Annotated in this window: 14 protein-coding genes; 6 read left to right on the top strand and 8 right to left on the bottom strand. The window is 58.6% G+C overall.

What is annotated here, in order from left to right; all coding sequences use genetic code 11:
• Positions 1-451: 451 nt before the first annotated feature.
• On the bottom strand, positions 452-2,209 hold the full coding sequence (locus tag DWX58_RS01910) for an ABC transporter ATP-binding protein (RefSeq protein ID WP_118641317.1): 1,758 nt from the start codon (positions 2,207-2,209) through the stop codon (positions 452-454).
• Between the two features lie 229 nt (positions 2,210-2,438).
• Positions 2,439-3,932: a glutamate--tRNA ligase gene (gene gltX / locus DWX58_RS01905; protein WP_118641316.1), complete on the bottom strand. Its 1,494-nt coding sequence runs from the start codon at positions 3,930-3,932 to the stop codon at positions 2,439-2,441.
• A gap of 245 nt (positions 3,933-4,177) precedes the next feature.
• On the opposite strand from gltX, the gene DWX58_RS01900 reads away from it, so the two are divergent.
• Positions 4,178-5,089, top strand: coding sequence for a hemolysin family protein (locus tag DWX58_RS01900; RefSeq protein ID WP_243093214.1), 912 nt, complete (start codon positions 4,178-4,180; stop codon positions 5,087-5,089).
• 56 nt (positions 5,090-5,145) lie between these two features.
• Here the strand turns inward: DWX58_RS01900 and DWX58_RS01895 are convergent, their stop codons facing one another.
• Positions 5,146-5,847: a 4Fe-4S binding protein gene (locus DWX58_RS01895; RefSeq protein WP_118641314.1), complete on the bottom strand. Its 702-nt coding sequence runs from the start codon at positions 5,845-5,847 to the stop codon at positions 5,146-5,148.
• An 89-nt stretch (positions 5,848-5,936) separates the two neighbouring features.
• On the opposite strand from DWX58_RS01895, the gene DWX58_RS01890 reads away from it, so the two are divergent.
• From DWX58_RS01890 to DWX58_RS01875, 4 genes are all read left to right on the top strand, one after another.
• Positions 5,937-6,614: a Crp/Fnr family transcriptional regulator gene (locus DWX58_RS01890; RefSeq protein ID WP_118641312.1), complete on the top strand. Its 678-nt coding sequence runs from the start codon at positions 5,937-5,939 to the stop codon at positions 6,612-6,614.
• Positions 6,615-6,703: 89 nt separating this feature from the next.
• The gene (locus DWX58_RS01885) at positions 6,704-7,018 is read left to right on the top strand and encodes a hypothetical protein (RefSeq protein ID WP_118641310.1); all 315 of its coding nucleotides are present in this window, start codon (positions 6,704-6,706) and stop codon (positions 7,016-7,018) included.
• A gap of 18 nt (positions 7,019-7,036) precedes the next feature.
• Complete coding sequence (locus DWX58_RS01880) at positions 7,037-7,513, top strand: sigma-70 family RNA polymerase sigma factor (RefSeq protein WP_118641308.1); 477 nt, start codon at positions 7,037-7,039, stop codon at positions 7,511-7,513.
• Entirely contained in the window at positions 7,506-8,312 is an 807-nt protein-coding gene (locus DWX58_RS01875) for a hypothetical protein (RefSeq protein ID WP_118641306.1), read from the top strand. The genes DWX58_RS01880 and DWX58_RS01875 overlap by 8 nt, the downstream gene beginning before the upstream one ends.
• A 103-nt stretch (positions 8,313-8,415) precedes the next feature.
• On the opposite strand, the gene DWX58_RS01870 is transcribed toward DWX58_RS01875, so the two are convergent.
• Complete coding sequence (locus DWX58_RS01870; protein ID WP_243093226.1) at positions 8,416-8,835, bottom strand: MarR family transcriptional regulator; 420 nt, start codon at positions 8,833-8,835, stop codon at positions 8,416-8,418.
• A 441-nt stretch (positions 8,836-9,276) separates the two neighbouring features.
• On the opposite strand from DWX58_RS01870, the gene DWX58_RS01865 reads away from it, so the two are divergent.
• Entirely contained in the window at positions 9,277-10,488 is a 1,212-nt protein-coding gene (locus tag DWX58_RS01865; protein ID WP_118641302.1) for an aminotransferase class I/II-fold pyridoxal phosphate-dependent enzyme, read from the top strand.
• Positions 10,489-10,889: 401 nt separating this feature from the next.
• Here the strand turns inward: DWX58_RS01865 and eno are convergent, their stop codons facing one another.
• From eno to DWX58_RS01845, 4 genes are all read right to left on the bottom strand, one after another.
• Positions 10,890-12,191 (bottom strand): phosphopyruvate hydratase, encoded by a 1,302-nt coding sequence (gene eno, locus DWX58_RS01860; protein ID WP_118641300.1) that lies wholly within the window; start codon positions 12,189-12,191, stop codon positions 10,890-10,892.
• A gap of 102 nt (positions 12,192-12,293) precedes the next feature.
• The gene (gene gpmI, locus DWX58_RS01855) at positions 12,294-13,808 is read right to left on the bottom strand and encodes a 2,3-bisphosphoglycerate-independent phosphoglycerate mutase (protein ID WP_118641298.1); all 1,515 of its coding nucleotides are present in this window, start codon (positions 13,806-13,808) and stop codon (positions 12,294-12,296) included.
• 345 nt (positions 13,809-14,153) lie between these two features.
• Entirely contained in the window at positions 14,154-14,927 is a 774-nt protein-coding gene (gene tpiA / locus DWX58_RS01850; protein WP_118641296.1) for a triose-phosphate isomerase, read from the bottom strand.
• A 101-nt stretch (positions 14,928-15,028) separates the two neighbouring features.
• Positions 15,029-16,225 (bottom strand): phosphoglycerate kinase, encoded by a 1,197-nt coding sequence (locus DWX58_RS01845; RefSeq protein WP_118641294.1) that lies wholly within the window; start codon positions 16,223-16,225, stop codon positions 15,029-15,031.
• Between the last annotated feature and the right edge of the window lie 25 nt (positions 16,226-16,250).

The raw sequence follows: 16,250 nt of genomic DNA, 5'->3' as shown, positions 1-16,250 counted from the left end.
GTTGGCTGGTGTTTCTTTTTGGATTCCTGAAGATTTTAAAATGCTCGGGGTCGGCAAAGCCGCCCCTGCGCAATTCTTCGCTACACTCCGAATTTGCGCCGCACTCGCGGCGCGGCCCAGAAGGGCCGTTTGATGATTGGGCAGCGGCATCTAAATTGTTCGGACAAGACAAAAAGAAAGACACGCTGAAAAGCGTGTCTTTCTTTTTGTCTTTCAGCATCCAAGGCCGTCTTCCCTCTTCGGAGATTGAACTGCTCGGAGTCGACGAAGCTGCCTCTGCGTTCTGAATTTATGCCGCACTCGCGTCGTGCCCCAGGAGGGCCCTTCGATGATTTAGCAGCGGCATCTAACGTATTCAGACAAGGCAAAAGAAACACCAGCCGACAGGCTGGTGTTTCTTTTTGTCTTCCGGGAAACTTTAAACCACGTGTGGGTCACTCGGGGCTGGCATCTAAACGGACGCCAGTTGTTGGGCCTGATATAACTTCGCATATTCGCCGTCCTTTGCCATTAACTCCGCGTGGGTGCCCTCCTCGGCGATACCGCAGCCGTCGATGACCACGATACGCCCGGCAGATCGTATGGTGGACAGCCGGTGAGCAATGATGAGGGTAGTACGGCCCTGGGCAAGAGCATCAAAGGCAGACTGGATGCGGGCCTCAGTGACGGTATCCAGGGCGGAGGTGGCCTCGTCCAGGATCAGGATGGGCGGGTTTTTCAGGAAGATGCGGGCAATGGACACCCGCTGTTTCTGGCCGCCGGAAAGCATGGCCCCCCGCTCCCCCACCTGGGTCTGGAAGCCGTCTGGCATCTCCAGGATGTCGTCATAGATCTCAGCCTTCTTGGCCGCCTCGATGATCTCAGCCTCTGTGGCATCGGGCCGGCCGTAACGGATGTTATCGTAGATGGTGCCGGCAAAGAGGAACACGTCCTGCTGGACGATGCCGATGTGCTCCCGCAGGTCGTGCTGCTTCAGTTCCCGCACATCCTGACCATCGATCAGCACCCGGCCTTCGGTGACATCGTAGAATCGAGGGATCAGCTGGCACAGGGTGGACTTTCCGCTGCCGGAAGGTCCCACCACCGCTACCGTCTCCCCGGGGCGGACGTGAAGGGTGATATGCTCCAGTACCGGTTCGGCGGAGGCCTCGTACCGGAACGTCACATCGTCCACCAGGATATCGCCCTGCACGTCGGTGAGGGCGCAGGCATCCGGTGCATCCTGAATGTCGGGTTCCACCCGCATCAGCTCGGTGAACCGTTTGAAGCCCGCCATGCCCTGCATAAACTGCTCCACGAAGGCGGACAGCTTGCGGATGGGGGTAATAAAGGTGGTGACATACAGGGTAAAGGTAGTGAGATCGATAAAGTTCATCTTCTCCTTCATGATGAGAAAACCACCGAAGGCAATGACCACCACCGACAGGATGCCCATAAAGAACTCCATGCCTGACTGATAGAAGGCCATGGTCCGGTAGTAATCCCGCTTAGCACCCCGGAACTGGTCGTTGGCCGCGTTGAACTTGGCACTCTCAGCGTCCTCGTTGGCAAAGGCCTTGGCGGTGCGCATGCCGGAGATGGAGGATTCCACCTCCCCGTTGATGCCGGCCAGCTTGGCCTTGACCTCGATGGATGCTTTCATCATCTTTTTCCGGGCCAGCGCGGTAAAAAGAACGAAGACGGGGATGACGGTGAACACCACCAGGGCCAGCTGCCACTGGATGGTAAGCATGATGCAGAACGCACCCAAAATGGTCACCGAGGAGATGAACAGATCTTCCGGACCGTGGTGGGCAAGCTCAGTAATCTCGAAGAGGTCGCCGGTGACCCGGCTCATCAGCTGGCCGGTGCGGTTCTTGTCGTAGAAGGAAAAGGACAGATCCTGCATGTGGGAGAACAGGTCCCGGCGGATGTCAGCCTCCATCCGCGCCCCCAGCAGGTGGCCCCAGTTGGTAACGACAAAGTAAAACACGCCCTTGAGGACGTAGGCCAGGGCCAGGGCGGCCATGACAGCAAAGAATGCGGTGAAGAGCTGATTGGGCAGAAGGGTCTGCATGGACCAGCGGGAGACCATTGGAAAGAGCAGGTCCACGATACAGATCAGCAGGGCGCACACCATATCCAGCAGAAACAGCTTCCAGTGAGGCTTATAATAGGAGACAAATATCCGCAGATAGCCCCAGTTTTTAAAATCTTTTTGGTCAGCCATAACGCTCTCCTCTCAAAAATCCACTGTTTTACAGTATAATCCGCTGTTATTGGCTTTGTCAACGGAAGGAGCAGAGTGAACCCCGGCCTATGCTTGATACATGGGCCAATTTTCTCAATAAACTAAGAGGCACCTGCAAAGCAGGTGCCTCTTTTGATTCGATTCCAGCGTTCAATACGAAAATCCGCCGCTATCAGACAAGCTCAAGGGATATTTGATTGCGTATGATTTACTGAATGTTCAGCTTATCCAGGCCCATACGGAGCCGCCGCAGCGTCTCCTCCCGGCCCAGAATCTGACAGATCTCCACGGCGCCGCCGGGCGTGACCGCCTTACCGGCCGCCGCAATCCGCACCGGCCACATGAGGGTGGCGTTCTTGACCTCCAGCTGCTCCGCCAGAGCCACCAGCCCGTCATGAATCTGCTCGGTGGTCCAGTCTTCCAGCCCCTCCAGCATGGGAATGGCCGCCTGCAGCATCCGGGCGGACACCTCGGGGTTGGTCTTGGACTTCTTGTTGGTGAAGAGCTCGGCGTCATAGTCAGGCAGGCTCTGGAAAAAGTCCACCTTCTCCGGAATATCCGTCAGCTTCTCGCACCGGGCCTGGAGCAGCCCTGCAATGGCCTCCACAGAAATGGCGGGGTTCTGGACGCTCTGGCGGATATAGGGCTCGGCCACCTTGGCAAAGTCCTCGGGCGCCATGGCACGGAGATAGAGGGCATTGAAGTGGGTCAGCTTCTCAATGTCAAAGATGGCAGGAGACTTGGACATGCCCACCAGGTCAAAGGCACGGGCCAGCTCCTCCAGCGAGAAGACCTCCTGCTCCGCCAGCTCTCCTCTGGGCGACCAGCCCAGCAGGGCCACATAGTTCAAAATCGCCTCCGTCAGGAAGCCCTGGGCCTTCAGATCCTCATAGGAGGGATCGCCGTGGCGCTTGGACATCTTGTTCTGAGCGTCCCGCATCACCGGGGAGCAGTGGACGTAGGTGGGCACCTCCCAGCCGAAGGCCTGGTAGAGAAGGTTATACTTGGGGGCGGAGGAGAGATACTCACTGCCCCGGACCACGTGGGTAATGCCCATCAGGTGATCGTCCACCACGTTGGCAAAGTTATAGGTGGGCAGACCGTCACGCTTCATCAGCACCTGGTCGTCCAGAGTATCGTTCTCCACGGTGATGTCGCCAAAAATGGCGTCGTGGAAGGTGGTGGTGCCGCCGTGGGGGATCTTCTGGCGGATGACGTAGGGCTCCCCGGCATCCACCCGGGCCTGGGCCTCCTCCAGAGTCAGGCTGCGGCAGGGATCATCTCCCCGGTTAAACTCGCCGGACTCCTCCTCGGACTCCGTCTTCTCGCAGAAGCAGTAGTAGGCATGTCCCTTCTCCACCAGCAGCTGGGCATACTTTCCATAGGTATCCCGGCGCTGGGACTGGATGTAAGGCGCCACAGGGCCCCCTACGTCGGGACCCTCGTCGTGGTCCAGATGGCACTCGGCCAGGGTGCGGTAAATGACCTCCGTGGCTCCCTTGACCTCCCGCACCTGGTCGGTATCCTCGATGCGCAGAATAAAGGTGCCCCCCGCGTTGCGGGCAATGAGCCAGGTGTACAGGGCGGTGCGCAGGTTGCCCACATGCATATAACCCGTGGGAGAGGGGGCAAAGCGGGTTCGTACCTTCCCCTTGGGGATTTTGGCCTCCATCTCCTCAAAATACTTCATGTCCAGTGCCATGTTATTCCCTCCGTTGCTGCCGCAGGAGCCGTTGGAAGGTCCGCCCTCCCTTTGGCCGCGGCTGTCGTTCGCAGAGCCTATTATATTGAATTTCCGTTGATTTGGCAAGGAAAATCTCCCTTTTCCTCTCTTCCCTGCCCTCTCGCTCTTTTCTCCCCCCGCTTTTCTCTCTCCCCCTTGCAGAAACATTCGTTTCGTGCTATCATGCAAGATGTATTGTTCTACATGATTAAGGGGGAATTTCCGTGTCTGGGGACCAAATATGGCCCATTCTGTTTTGTGCCAGCCTGGCGGGCAACATCGCTCTGCTGCGGCGTCCGGTGCTCAAGCTGCTGCGCCGGGAAAAAGAAGTGTCGGAAGACAACATCATGGCTATGGTGGAGGAGGGCGAGGAGTCCGGCACCATCCAGAGCAATGAGAAGGAACTCATTGAGAACGTCTTTGAGTTTGATACCATGACCGCCAAGGACGTGATGGTCCACCGCACTGATATGGTGACCCTGGCTCTGGACGAGGACGAGGAGACCATTGTGGACACCATCCGCCAGTCCGGCCTGTCCCGTTTCCCGGTGTACCAGGAGGATGTGGATGACATCATCGGCATTCTGTCCACCCGGGAGTATCTGCTCAATTTCCGTCTGCCTGATCCAAAGCCCATCAAAGAGCTGCTGCGTCCGGCCTACTTCGTGCCGGAGACCGTGCCCGCCGACGTGCTGTTCCGGGATATGCAGGGCAAGAAAACCCACATGGCCCTGGTGGTGGACGAGTACGGCGGCACCAGCGGTCTGGTCACTCTGGAGGACCTGCTGGAGGAGCTGGTGGGCAACATCTATGACGAGTTTGATCCCCAGGAGGAGCAGGACATCATCCGCCTGGAGGACAACAAGTGGCGGGTGTCCGGCTCTGCCGACCTGGAGGAGCTGGCCGAGGCTATGGAATTGGAACTGCCCGAGGACGAGGAACGGGATTATGACACCCTGGGCGGTCTGGTGTTCTCCCAGTTGTCCGTCATTCCCAAGGACGGCAGCCGTCCGGTGGTGGAGGCCATGGGCCTGCGCATCCGGGTGGAGGAGCTGTGTGACCGCCGGGTGGAGTGGGCACTGGTGGAGAAGCTCTCTCCTGTCACCCAGGAGGCCAAGTCCGACGTACACGCATAACGATCAACCCGGCGCATCCCAACAAAGGGACGCGCCGGGTTTTGTTTTTTACGAGATTACTCCTCCAGAATACGGCCATCGGTGGACAGGGTGACAACCTGCCAGGGGATCATCTTCCCGCTGTTCTGCAGCGCGGTCATGACCGCCCGCTCCAGTCCGCCGCAGCAAGGCACCTCCATGCGGACCACCGTGACGCTCTTGATGGCGTTCCGCTTCAGGATCTCCGTGAGCTTTTCGCTGTAATCCACACCGTCCAGCTTGGGACAGCCGATGAGGGTTACCTTGCCCCGGATGAAATCCTGGTGGAAGGAGCCGTAGGCGTAGGCCGCACAGTCCGCCGCCACCAGCAGCCTGGCCCCGTCAAAGTAGGGGGCATTGATCGGGGCCAACTTGATCTGCACCGGCCACTGGCGAAGCTGGGAAGAGACCGGAGCGGCGACAGAAGCCGGAGCCTCACAGGCCTCCCGGGCCAGGGAACGGGACTGGCTGCCCGGACAGCCGCAGGGCAGCACGGTTTCCTCTGCCGCTTTTTTCGCCTTGACCGCGGCCTCATCGTAGGCCGCCGCCTCCCGCTCCACAAAAGTGATGGCTCCCGTGGGACAGACCGGCAGGCAGTCCCCCAGCCCGTCGCAGTAGTCGTCCCGCAGCAGCCGGGCCTTTCCGTCCACCATGCCGATGGCCCCTTCATGACAGGCCTGGGCACACAGCCCGCAGCCGTTGCACTTCTCCTGATCAATTTCAATCACTCTGCGAATCATAGCAGTACCTCCGTGTTCTTGACGTTGTGGCATCAGTATAGTACAATAGCTCACACTTGTATGTTGTTATTCCAACAAACGGAGGATTTATGGACATCCAATTTTTAGCCGCCACCCCCCTGTTCCACGGCGCCTCCCCGGAGGAAATTCAGCTTCTGCTGTCCGCTCTGGACGCGCGGTGCAGCCGATACGCCCGGGGAGACGTGATTCTGGCGGCCGGCACCCACACCAGCCGGCTCTGGGTGGTGCTCTCCGGAGGCGTCACCATTGAGAATCACGACGCCTGGGGCAACCGCTCCATTCTGGGGCACGTGGCTCCGGGGGAGGTCTTTGCCGAGACCTACGCCTGTCTCCCCCTGCAGCCCCTGCTGGTCAGCGCAGCGGCCTCTGAGGATGCACAGCTGCTTTCGTTGGATTTGAGCGGACTGTTTACCCGCAGCTGCCCCCACTCCGACATTCTGCTGCGCAATCTGCTGGCCATCACTGCCGGGAAAAATCTGGCCCTGTCCCGGCGCATCTTTTATACCTCCTCCAAAACCATCCGGGGGCGGCTGCTGTCCTACCTGTCCGACCAGGCCATGCTCCAGGGGAGCCGTACCTTCACCATTCCCTTCGACCGTCAGCAGCTGGCCGACTACCTGGGAGTGGACCGCAGCGCCCTGTCCAACGAGCTGAGCAAGCTGCGCCGGGAGGGGGTACTCACCGCCCGGAAGAATCGCTTTTCCCTCCTGGGCGGACAAGCGGATGCAGATGTCTCCCTCTGGTAAAATTTTTCTGTCCGGGTGAATGGTTTCCCCGTGGCCGCTCGTATTATAGATGAAACCACAATGGGAACACCAACAAGGAGGAATACCAAATGAATCAATGGCTGAAGAGAGGCGCTGCCGCTGTACTGGCACTGGGTCTGCTCACCATCGGCGCAGGCGCGGTTGGAATGGGTCCGGGCACCGGAGAAGGAAAGGGGCTTCGTTGCTCCGCCCAGTCCTGCCGCTGCACCAATGTCGGCGTATGCGACCCTTTGGGCCGGGGCACGGGTTTTGTAGACACCGACGGTGACGGAGTATGCGACAACCGCGCCCAGGGCACAGGCTTTATGGATGCCGACGGCGACGGGGTGTGCGACAACCGTACCGGTACCGGAGGCGGCTGGCGGGGAGGCCGCTGGAAGTAACTCAGATGGGGGTTGGCCATGCGCAGCGAGGAAGAGGTAAACGCGGCCATTGAACGCTACGGGGACACCGTGCGCAGGCTCTGCATGGTACATTTGAAGAACGAGGCAGACACCCAGGACATTTTTCAGACTGTGTTTCTGAAGTATGTCCTCAGCTCGGTGCGCTTTGAAAGTCCGGAGCACGAAAAGGCCTGGCTCATTCGGGTCACCATCAACGCCTGCCGAGACCTGCTGAAAAGCTTTTTCCACAGCCGCGTGGTCCCTCTGGAGGCGGCCGCCGCATGTACCTCGGACCCGGAGGACAGCGGCGTCCTCCAGGCTGTCCTCGCTCTGCCCCCCAAATACAAGGACGTCATTTACCTTCATTACTACGAAGATTACACCGCCCCGGAGATTGGACAGATTTTGGGGAAGAACCTAAACACCGTCTATACCCTTCTCAACCGTGCCAAGAAGCTGCTCCGGGAAACGCTGGGAGGTGAGGCCGATGCGTGAACAGCTGAAACGGGCTCTGGACAACGTCCATGCGGAGGAAGCTCTGAAGGAACAGACCCGGGACTTTCTGGCCCGGAAGACCAGGGGCTATACCGTCCGGGACGGCGTCCGTCCGGGACGGCTGGCCGCTGCGGCCGCCTGTATCTTGCTCCTGCTCACCGGCGCAGGAGGCTGGGCCTGCTTCACTCCAACCTCCACGGTGAGCATTGACGTCAATCCCTCGCTGGAGCTGAACGTGAACCGCTTTGACCGGGTGGTTTCGGTCACCGGGGTCAACCATGAGGGACAGGCGCTGGCCGAAACTCTGAATCTCACCTTCCTCCCCTGCACCAGCGCGGTGGAACAGGTGCTGGACAGTCCCGGCCTGGCCGACTATCTGGGGGATGATCCGGCCGTGGCCATCACGGTGGTGGGAGATAACGAAGTCCAGCGGGATCGGCTGCTGTCCGGGGTTGAGAATGCCACCGCCCAGCGGCAGGGCGCCTACTGCTGCGCTCTGGACATCGGCGAGGCAGAGCAGGCCAACGCCCTGGGGCTCTCCTACGGAAAATACCGCGCTTATCTGGATCTCTGTGAGCTGGGCTCCGGCCTGCCCCCGGAGGAGGTGAAACAGATGAGCATGCGGGAAATCCGCACCCTGCTAGCCAGCCTCTCCCAGTCCGATGTGGATGCTCAAAGCGGGAATGTCAGCGGCTCCGGGAAGGGCAATGGGAACGGAGCGGGCAACGGCTTTGGAAGCAGCGGAGGTTCAGGCACCGGAAATGGACAGGGCCACCGCCATGGGCAGAGTGCATCTTAAATACAATGAAGCGATGAAACGGCGCCGCCTGGTGGGCGGTGCCGTTTCATTGCTTTCCTATGATGTTCTCCTATACACCGCGGCGATTCCGCAGCATTTCCTTTCACTCGGTTACACTAACCTTGCTGCGATCAATATCGCCCCGATACGCCTGATTGATTCTCTCCTGAACCGCGATATGATGAGCAATTTCTTCGTCGGAAAATTCCTGAAGCATTCGAAACAGAATATTCTGGCACTCAAGATTCAAGCTCAACCGGTCCAAATAGATCTGCTTTCCCGCGTCTGTCAGCCGCAGATTCAGCTGCCGGTTGTTGCTCTCGTTTCGAACCTGTTCCACCAACCCTTTACTTTTCAGTTTCCGCACGATCTGGGAACAGGCACTGGCCGTCTTTTTCAAAATACTCCCCAACTCGGTAATGGTAATATCGCTATGCTCACCAATCAAATTTACCACGAGGGCTTCTGCCTGATATAAAACTACACTTCCATATGTGTGAGGCAGCGAATCATACTCCGCCATCAATTCATAGGCCTCGTCTTGTGCTGCCCACAGTTTCTGCAGCAGTTCTTTTCTCCCGTGCTCCATGGATCTTGTCTCCTTATACAAATAACCGTTAACCGCTGTCGTTATCCCCAATTATATTTCTGTGGAAAATTCCCTGCAGCGTCGGTCACAAAACATCATACCTGGCAACAACTGCTTTGTTCGTGTAAAATTATATCATCTTTTCCAGGAAAATGAAAGTTCATCCGCATATCGTATTCCCATTTCTCCAAATTAACTTTCCATATACAAGTTGTATGCCAGAATCTTTAACCTCGTTTTATAGGTGTTTTTATGATTTTCTGTTGACATTTTTCTCCTCACCTTATATATTAAAGATGCTTAATATTGAAGCACCTAAATAATTATTGAATGAAATATTGTACACACATTTCACTTTCGAGAGGAGTTCCAAGCATGAAATATGATTTTACAAGCATCATGGAACGGAAGGGTATGGATGCCTTTGCGGTAGATTCTCTGGGCCGGGCACCCGGTCTGGCCCCTGAGGCACCGGAAAATGGAATGGATGTCATCCCCATGTGGGTGGCGGATATGAATTTCCCCGCCTGCCCCACAATCCCCCAAGCCATTATGAATCGGGTAAAAGAGCCCCACTACGGATACTTTGAACCACGGAAGGAGTATTATGACTCCATCATTCGCTGGCAAGAAACGCGAAACGGTGTAACCGGCCTGAAGAAAGAACACATCCGGTATGAGAACGGCGTATTGGGCGGCGTGATCAGCGCACTGAATGTATTTTGCTCCAAAGGCGACAAGGTGCTGGTCCACTCCCCCACCTATATCGGTTTTACAAAATCACTGAGCAATAACGGCTATCACATTGTCCACAGCCAGCTGGTACAGGATGACGCCGGGATCTGGCGGATGAATTTTGCCGATATGGAACAAAAGTTGAAAGAGGAACGAATTCACGCCGCAATCTTCTGTTCCCCCCACAACCCGTGTGGCCGGGTGTGGGAACGCTGGGAAATTGAGCAGTTCATGGAACTGTGCAAAAAATATGATGTATTTGTGGTTTCAGATGAGATCTGGTCGGATATCATTCTGACCGGACATAAGCACATCCCTACCCAGTCCGTCAGCGAGGATGCCCGGATGCGGACGGCAGCCTTTTACGCCCCCTCAAAAACCTTTAATCTGGCTGGCTTGGTTGGGAGCTACCATATCGTATACAACAAGTGGATTCAGGATCGAATGGATAAGGAATCTTCTCTCTCTCACTATAACGATATGAATCTGTTGTCCATGTACGGACTGATCGGCGCATACCAGCCCGAAGGCTATGAGTGGGCGGATGAGCTGTGTCAGGTTCTCACAGAGAATGTAAACTATGCCTGTCAGTATATCTCAGAGCATTTCCGGGGCGTTTCTGTCGCACAGCCCCAGGGAACCTACTTGCTCTTCCTTGACTGCTCCCAGTGGTGCAAGCTTCATGAATGTGATATTGAACATGTAGAGCGGGCAGCTTGGAAGGTCGGTGTTGCGGTTCAGGATGGAAGGATGTTCCATGGCCCCTGTCATCTGCGTATGAATCTGGCCTTGCCGCTCAGTCGTGTCCAGGAGGCAATGCATCGACTGGATCAATATGTATTCAATGCCTGAGGCTCTGTTTATATCCCTGCACTTCCAAGTGCCCATTTTTAATACGATATCTTAAACACAACACGGCGCTGCTTGATATGCAGCGCCGTGTTGTATTTTTTGGTACGTCAAAAAACAAAGCCGCCCCGAAGGGCGGCTTTGTCATAGAAGCTTCAACTTAGCACAGGTTGAAGAAGGCCTTCATGCCTCGTCGGAGCAAAGTCCGCTCCATTCGGAACGGTCTTGCGACCATTCTTCACTCCGCTCCCTTGCTCCTCCTCTCCAGGTCACAACCGCTTCGCTGGGTTGTGACCTGGTACGGCGGCTTCGCCGCCGGGATAGCCGACAACGTGCCTGCGAGGAGCTGGGCGCTGGAAAAACAAAGCCGCCCCGAAGGGCGGCTTTGTCACAGAAGCTTTAACTTAGCGCAGGTTGAAGAAAGCCTTCATGCCGGGATACTCGGCGATGTCGCCCAGCTCCTCCTCGATGCGGAGCAGCTGGTTGTACTTGGCCACACGGTCAGTACGGCTGGGAGCACCAGTCTTGATCTGGCCGGCGTTGAGGGCCACAGCGATGTCGGCAATGGTGGCATCCTCAGTCTCGCCGGAGCGGTGAGACACGATGGCGGTGTAGCCGGCGCGGTTGGCCATCTGGATGGCGTCCAGAGTCTCAGTCAGGGTGCCGATCTGGTTGACCTTGATGAGGATGGCGTTGGCAACCTTCTTCTCAATACCAGTGGACAGACGCTCCACGTTGGTGACGAACAGGTCGTCGCCAACCAGCTGGACGCGGTCGCCGATGGCCTTGGTCAGCATAGCCCAGCCTTCCCAGTCGGTCTCGGCCATGCCGTCCTCCAGGGAGATGATGGGGTAGTTGTCGGCGAACTTCTTCCACATGTTCACCAGCTGCTGCTGGGTCAGCTTCTTGCCGGACTTGGGCTGGACATAGATCTTCTGCTCCTCGTCCCACCACTCGGAGGAAGCGGCGTCGATGGCGATCTTGAAGTCCTCGCCGGGCTTGTAGCCGGCCTTCTCGATGGCGGCCACGATGACCTTCAGGGCGTCCTCATCCTTCTTCAGGTTGGGAGCATAGCCGCCCTCGTCGCCCACGCCGGCGGCGGGAGTGCCGTTCTCCTTCAGGACGGTCTTCAGGGTGTGGAAGACCTCAGCGCAGCGGCGCAGAGCCTCGCGGAAGGAGGGAGCGGAGACAGGCATAATCATGAACTCCTGGATCTCCACGTTGTTGGTGGCGTGAGCGCCGCCGTTCAGGATGTTCATCATGGGCACGGGCAGCTGCTTGGCGTTGACACCGCCAATGTAGTTGTAGAGGCTGGTGCCCAGGCTCTCGGCAGCGGCCTTGGCGCAGGCCAGGGAAGCGCCCAGAATGGCGTTGGCGCCCAGGCGGCTCTTGTTGGGAGTGCCGTCCAGGTCGATGAGCATCTTGTCGATGGCCACCTGGTCCAGAACGTTGGTGCCGATGAGGGCCTCAGCGATCTCGGTGTTCACGTTCTTCACGGCGTTCTCCACGCCCTTGCCCATATAGCGGCTCTTGTCGCCGTCGCGCAGCTCGCAAGCCTCATAGATACCAGTGGAAGCGCCGGAGGGAACGGCGGCACGGCCCATGGTGCCGTCCTCCAGGTACACCTCGACCTCAACGGTGGGGTTGCCGCGGCTGTCCAGGATCTCGCGGCCGACGACATCAACAATCTCGATCATCTGCTTCATAGGATTTCAAACTCCTTTCAATATTATGGCGGAACCCGCTCCGCCCTTCAGGGGTATATGGTCTGCACGGTGCGCATCCGCGAAGCCGTACCAGAACGCAAATCAGTTGGTAATCAGGGTCTGGCCATCCATCTCGGCGGGCTTCTCAATGCCCATCAGATCCAGCATGGTGGGGGCAATGTCAGCCAGACGGCCGTCCCGCAGCTTGACGTTGGCGCCCACAATATAGAAGGGCACCAGGTTGGTGGTGTGGGCGGTGAAGGGCTCACCGTCGGTGTCCACCATGCGCTCGGCGTTGCCGTGGTCGGCGGTGATGAGGGACACGCCGCCCATCTTGGAGGTGGCCTCCACCACCTTGCCCACGCACTCGTCCACGGTGGTCACAGCCTTGCAGGCCGCCTCATACACGCCGGTATGACCCACCATGTCGCAGTTGGCAAAGTTCAGGATGATGACGTCATAGGCGCCGCTGAGGATGCGCTTGACCGCCTCCTCGGTGACGGCATAGGCGGACATCTCAGGCTGCAGGTCGTAGGTGGCCACCTTGGGGGAAGGAATCAGGCAGCGGTCCTCACCGGGGAACACCTGCTCCACGCCGCCGTTGAAGAAGAAGGTCACATGGGCGTACTTCTCGGTCTCGGCGATGCGCAGCTGGGTCATGCCCAGCTTGGAGATATACTCACCAAAGATGTTCTCCAGCTTCTGCCGGGGATAGGCCACAGTGACGTTGGGCATGGTGGCATCATACTCGGTGGTGCACACGAAGAACACGGGCACAAAGCCGGTGGGACGCTTGATGTCCTTCAGGTCCTCATCCACCAGGCAGCGGGTGATCTCGCGGGCCCGGTCAGGACGGAAGTTGAAGAAAATCACAGAGTCGTTGTCCTGAACCTGCACGTTCTTCAGGCAGGTCACAGGCTCCACAAACTCGTCGGTCACGCCCTTGTCATAGGACTCCTGCACGGCCTGGGCCGCGTCCTCCACATAGGGGGCCTGGCCGCAGACAATGGCGTCATAGGCACGCTGCACACGGTCCCAGCGCTTGTCCCGGTCCATGGCGTAGTAGCGGCCCATAACGGTGGCAATCTTACCCACGCCCAGCTGCTGCATCTTGGCCTGCAGCTGCTCCACATAGTGCTTGCCGGAGCTGGGGGGCACGTCACGGCCGTCCAGGAAGCAGTGGACATAGACCTTCTCAATGCCCTGGTCCTTGGCCATCTTCAGCAGAGCAAACAGGTGGGTGATATGGCTGTGGACACCGCCGTCGGACAGAAGGCCCATCAGGTGCAGGGCGGAGCCCCACTCCCGGCAGTTGGCCATAGCCTCCACATAGGCGGGGTTCTCAAAGAACGCACCGGTGTCAATGTCGCGGCTGATGTGGGGCAGGTCCTGGAACACCACACGGCCGGCGCCGATGTTGGTGTGGCCCACCTCACTGTTGCCCATCTGGCCCTCGGGCAGGCCCACGTCCAGTCCGGAGGCGGACAGGCGGCAGCCGGGGCACTCGGCAAAAATTTTATCCAGATTGGGGGTAGGAGCATTGGCGACAGCGTTGCCAGGGGCATCCGCTGCCATGCCGAAGCCATCCATAATAATCAAAGTGGTTGGTGTCTTCATAGAAACCCTTTCTTATCAAAACAAAATAAAGGGATTTGCGGAATATTCTCCGCGCCTCAGGCTGTCACGCTGTGGATTGGACGCGCGGCCGGGTCGCTTTCGCTGCGACTTCCGACACAAACAGTCGGACGATGGTCCGCCTTGGTTTGTGTCGGCTGCTCCGCTCCAAGCTCTCCCTGCGCGTCTATCCTTCACGCTTCTAGCTGTCACGCTGTGGGCTGGGCGCATGGACGGGTTGACAACTCCTCCGACTTCGGGCAGACCCGGTTCAGCCCTTGGCTGCCCCTGGGCTCTGCCCATCCGCTCCGGAGTCTGTCACCCCTATGCGCCCGCCCTTCGCGCTTCTTACTCCTGGTTGGCGGCGTTGATGATCTGGACAAAGTCCGCGGGCTTCAGGCTGGCGCCGCCGATGAGGCCGCCGTCCACGTCGGGCTGAGCCAGCAGCTCAGCGGCGTTCTTGGCGTTCATGGAGCCACCGTACTGGATGGTGACGGAGCGGGCCACATGGGCACCATACAGCTTGCGGATGACGGTACGGATGGCCTGGCACACCTCGCCGGCCTGCTCGGCAGTGGCGGTCTTGCCGGTGCCGATGGCCCACAGGGGCTCGTAGGCGATGACGATGTGACGCATCTTCTCAGCGGGCACGTTGGCCAGGGCGCACTTCACCTGATAGGCAATGAGCTCCATGGTGACGCCCAGCTCACGCTGCTCCAGGCTCTCGCCCACGCAGATGATGGGAATGAGGCCGGCGTTGATGGCGGCGTGGACCTTCTTGTTGACGGTGAAGTCGGTCTCGTTGTAGTACTGACGGCGCTCAGAGTGGCCGATGATCACGTACTTGGCACCGGCCTCCTTGATCATCTCAGCGGTGATCTCGCCGGTGTAGGCGCCGTGGTCCTCGTAGTGGCAGGTCTCGGCGCCGATGGCGATGTGGCAGTCCTTAAAGAGACGCACGGCGGACTGGATGTTGGTGGCGGGCACACACAGCACCACACTGCACCACTTGCCCTTGGGCATGATGGGCTTGAGCTCCTCGGCAAAAGCCTTGGTCTGGGACAGGGTGTTGTTCATCTTCCAGTTGCCGGCGATGATGGTCTTGCGATAGCGACGGTTCATTGTTAATCTCTCCCTAAAACTTGTTTATATTTCTCATTCTCCGCGCCGGTCCATATCGTCCCGGCGCAAGCAGGGTATCAAAATTGATCGTTCAAATCCAATCAGGCGTCCAGCAGGCAGGCCACGCCGGGCAGCTCCTTGCCCTCCATAAACTCCAGGCTGGCGCCGCCGCCGGTGGAGATGTGGGTCATCTTGTCGGCATAGCCCAGCTGCTGCACGGCAGCCGCGCTGTCGCCGCCGCCGATGATGGTGATGGCCTCCGTCTTGCTCAGGGCCTCGGCCACAGCCTCGGTGCCCTTGGCGAAGGCGGGGAACTCAAAGACGCCCATGGGGCCGTTCCAAATGACGGTGCCGGCATCCTTCACGGCATCGCAGTAAAGCTTCACGGTCTCGGGACCGATGTCCAGGCCCTCCCAGCCGTCGGGAATCTCACCGGTCTTGACGATCTGGATGTTGGCATCGGGAGCAAACTTGTCGCCGCACACGGTGTCCACGGGCAGGAGCAGCTTCACGCCCTTCTCCTGGGCCTTCTTCACCATGTCGTTGGCGTAGTCCATCCAATCCGCCTCCAGCAGGCTGTCGCCCACCTTGCCGCCCTGAGCAGCAGAGAAGGTATAGGCCATACCGCCGCCGATGATAATGGTATCGGCAATCTCCAGCAGGTTGTTGATGACGCCGATCTTGGAGGAGACCTTAGATCCGCCCAGGATGGCCACCAGGGGACGCTTGGGGTTGGCCAGAGCGCCGCCGATGAAGTCCAGCTCCTTCTGGATCAGGAAGCCGCTGACGGCGGGCAGGTAATCAGCCACACCGGCGGTGGAAGCGTGGGCGCGGTGAACGGCGCCGAAAGCATCGGAGACGTAGATCTCCGCCATATCAGCCATGGCCTTGGCCAGAGCGGGATCATTCTTGGTCTCGCCGGGCTCAAAACGGGTGTTCTCCAGCAGCATGATCTGGCCGGGCTGCAGAGCCTTGGCCTTGGCCTGAGCGTCGGGGCCCACCACGTCCTCAGCCATGATGACCTCCTTGCCCAGCAACTCGCTCAGACGCTGAGCCACCGGCTTCAGGGACAGTTCGGGCTTTACCTCACCCTTGGGCTTGCCCATGTGGGAGCAGGCAATGACCGCGGCGCCCTGGTCCAGCAGATACTGGATGGTGGGCAGAGCCGCGCGGATGCGCTTGTCATCGGTGATCACGCCGCTGCCGTCCTTGGCCATGGGGACGTTGAAGTCGCAGCGCAGCAGGACCTTCTTGCCCTTGACGTCCACGTCCTTGACGGTTTTCTTATGATAGTTCATACTCTACGAACTCCTCTCTGTGTGA

The organism is Pseudoflavonifractor sp. AF19-9AC (genome assembly GCF_003478995.1).
Taxonomy (GTDB): Bacteria; Bacillota; Clostridia; order Oscillospirales; family Oscillospiraceae; genus Lawsonibacter.
The sequence above is the reverse complement of the archived record's forward strand: the minus strand, read 5'-3'. Positions and strand labels throughout refer to the sequence as shown.

What these genes read in the sequence shown, in the direction of transcription:
- DWX58_RS01845 (WP_118641294.1), bottom strand. Translation starts at nt 16,225, where the DNA reads ATGAACTATCATAAGAAAACCGTCAAGGACGTGGACGTCAAGGGCAAG.
- DWX58_RS01870 (WP_243093226.1), bottom strand. Translation starts at nt 8,835, where the DNA reads ATGGCGGAGTATGATTCGCTGCCTCACACATATGGAAGTGTAGTTTTA.
- eno (WP_118641300.1), bottom strand. Translation starts at nt 12,191, where the DNA reads ATGAAGCAGATGATCGAGATTGTTGATGTCGTCGGCCGCGAGATCCTG.
- DWX58_RS01865 (WP_118641302.1), top strand. Translation starts at nt 9,277, where the DNA reads ATGAAATATGATTTTACAAGCATCATGGAACGGAAGGGTATGGATGCC.
- DWX58_RS01880 (WP_118641308.1), top strand. Translation starts at nt 7,037, where the DNA reads ATGCGCAGCGAGGAAGAGGTAAACGCGGCCATTGAACGCTACGGGGAC.
- DWX58_RS01910 (WP_118641317.1), bottom strand. Translation starts at nt 2,209, where the DNA reads ATGGCTGACCAAAAAGATTTTAAAAACTGGGGCTATCTGCGGATATTT.
- gltX (WP_118641316.1), bottom strand. Translation starts at nt 3,932, where the DNA reads ATGGCACTGGACATGAAGTATTTTGAGGAGATGGAGGCCAAAATCCCC.
- gpmI (WP_118641298.1), bottom strand. Translation starts at nt 13,808, where the DNA reads ATGAAGACACCAACCACTTTGATTATTATGGATGGCTTCGGCATGGCA.
- DWX58_RS01895 (WP_118641314.1), bottom strand. Translation starts at nt 5,847, where the DNA reads ATGATTCGCAGAGTGATTGAAATTGATCAGGAGAAGTGCAACGGCTGC.
- DWX58_RS01890 (WP_118641312.1), top strand. Translation starts at nt 5,937, where the DNA reads ATGGACATCCAATTTTTAGCCGCCACCCCCCTGTTCCACGGCGCCTCC.
- DWX58_RS01875 (WP_118641306.1), top strand. Translation starts at nt 7,506, where the DNA reads ATGCGTGAACAGCTGAAACGGGCTCTGGACAACGTCCATGCGGAGGAA.
- tpiA (WP_118641296.1), bottom strand. Translation starts at nt 14,927, where the DNA reads ATGAACCGTCGCTATCGCAAGACCATCATCGCCGGCAACTGGAAGATG.
- DWX58_RS01885 (WP_118641310.1), top strand. Translation starts at nt 6,704, where the DNA reads ATGAATCAATGGCTGAAGAGAGGCGCTGCCGCTGTACTGGCACTGGGT.